This is a genomic window from Microcoleus sp. D2_18a_B4 (assembly GCF_036702475.1).
GTDB lineage: Bacteria > Cyanobacteriota > Cyanobacteriia > Cyanobacteriales > Microcoleaceae > Microcoleus.
In genome coordinates this window covers 1-458 of sequence record NZ_JAUBTL010000150.1, presented here as the reverse complement: position 1 = coordinate 458, position 458 = coordinate 1, and the positions used below count along the sequence as shown (strand labels likewise).

Sequence of the window (458 nt, the reverse complement as noted above, 5' to 3'; positions counted from 1 at the left end):
AACCGACGAGGTGCGCTCAACCGTGACCCACACCTTACGTCCAAACGTTGAAACCCTCCGTTTAGGAGGCAGCGCACTGATTAACGGCAACGGAAATACTCTAGCCAACACTATTATCGGCAACACCGCCAATAATACGCTCAACGGCGATACCGGAGCCGACCAACTTAGAGGCGGATTGGGTAACGATATCTACGTTGTAGATAATTCCGGAGATATCGTCACTGAACTTGCAGCTCAAGGAACCGACGAGGTGCGCTCAACCGTGACCCACACCTTACGTCCAAACGTTGAAACCCTCCGTTTAGGAGGCAGCGCACCGATTAACGGCACCGGAAATACTCTAGCCAACACAATCATCGGCAACACCGCTAATAATAGGCTCAACGGGGGGGGCGCTCAAGATATTCTAACGGGTAGTACGGGTGCAGATACTTTCCTCTTCCAGTTTGGACAAT

General features: G+C 51.7%; 1 pseudogene. It reads left to right on the top strand.

Annotation, left to right across the window (positions count from 1 at the left end):
- Positions 1–22: 22 nt before the first annotated feature.
- Positions 23–458: pseudogene (locus tag QUB04_RS32415) on the top strand (hypothetical protein); the annotation flags it as partial.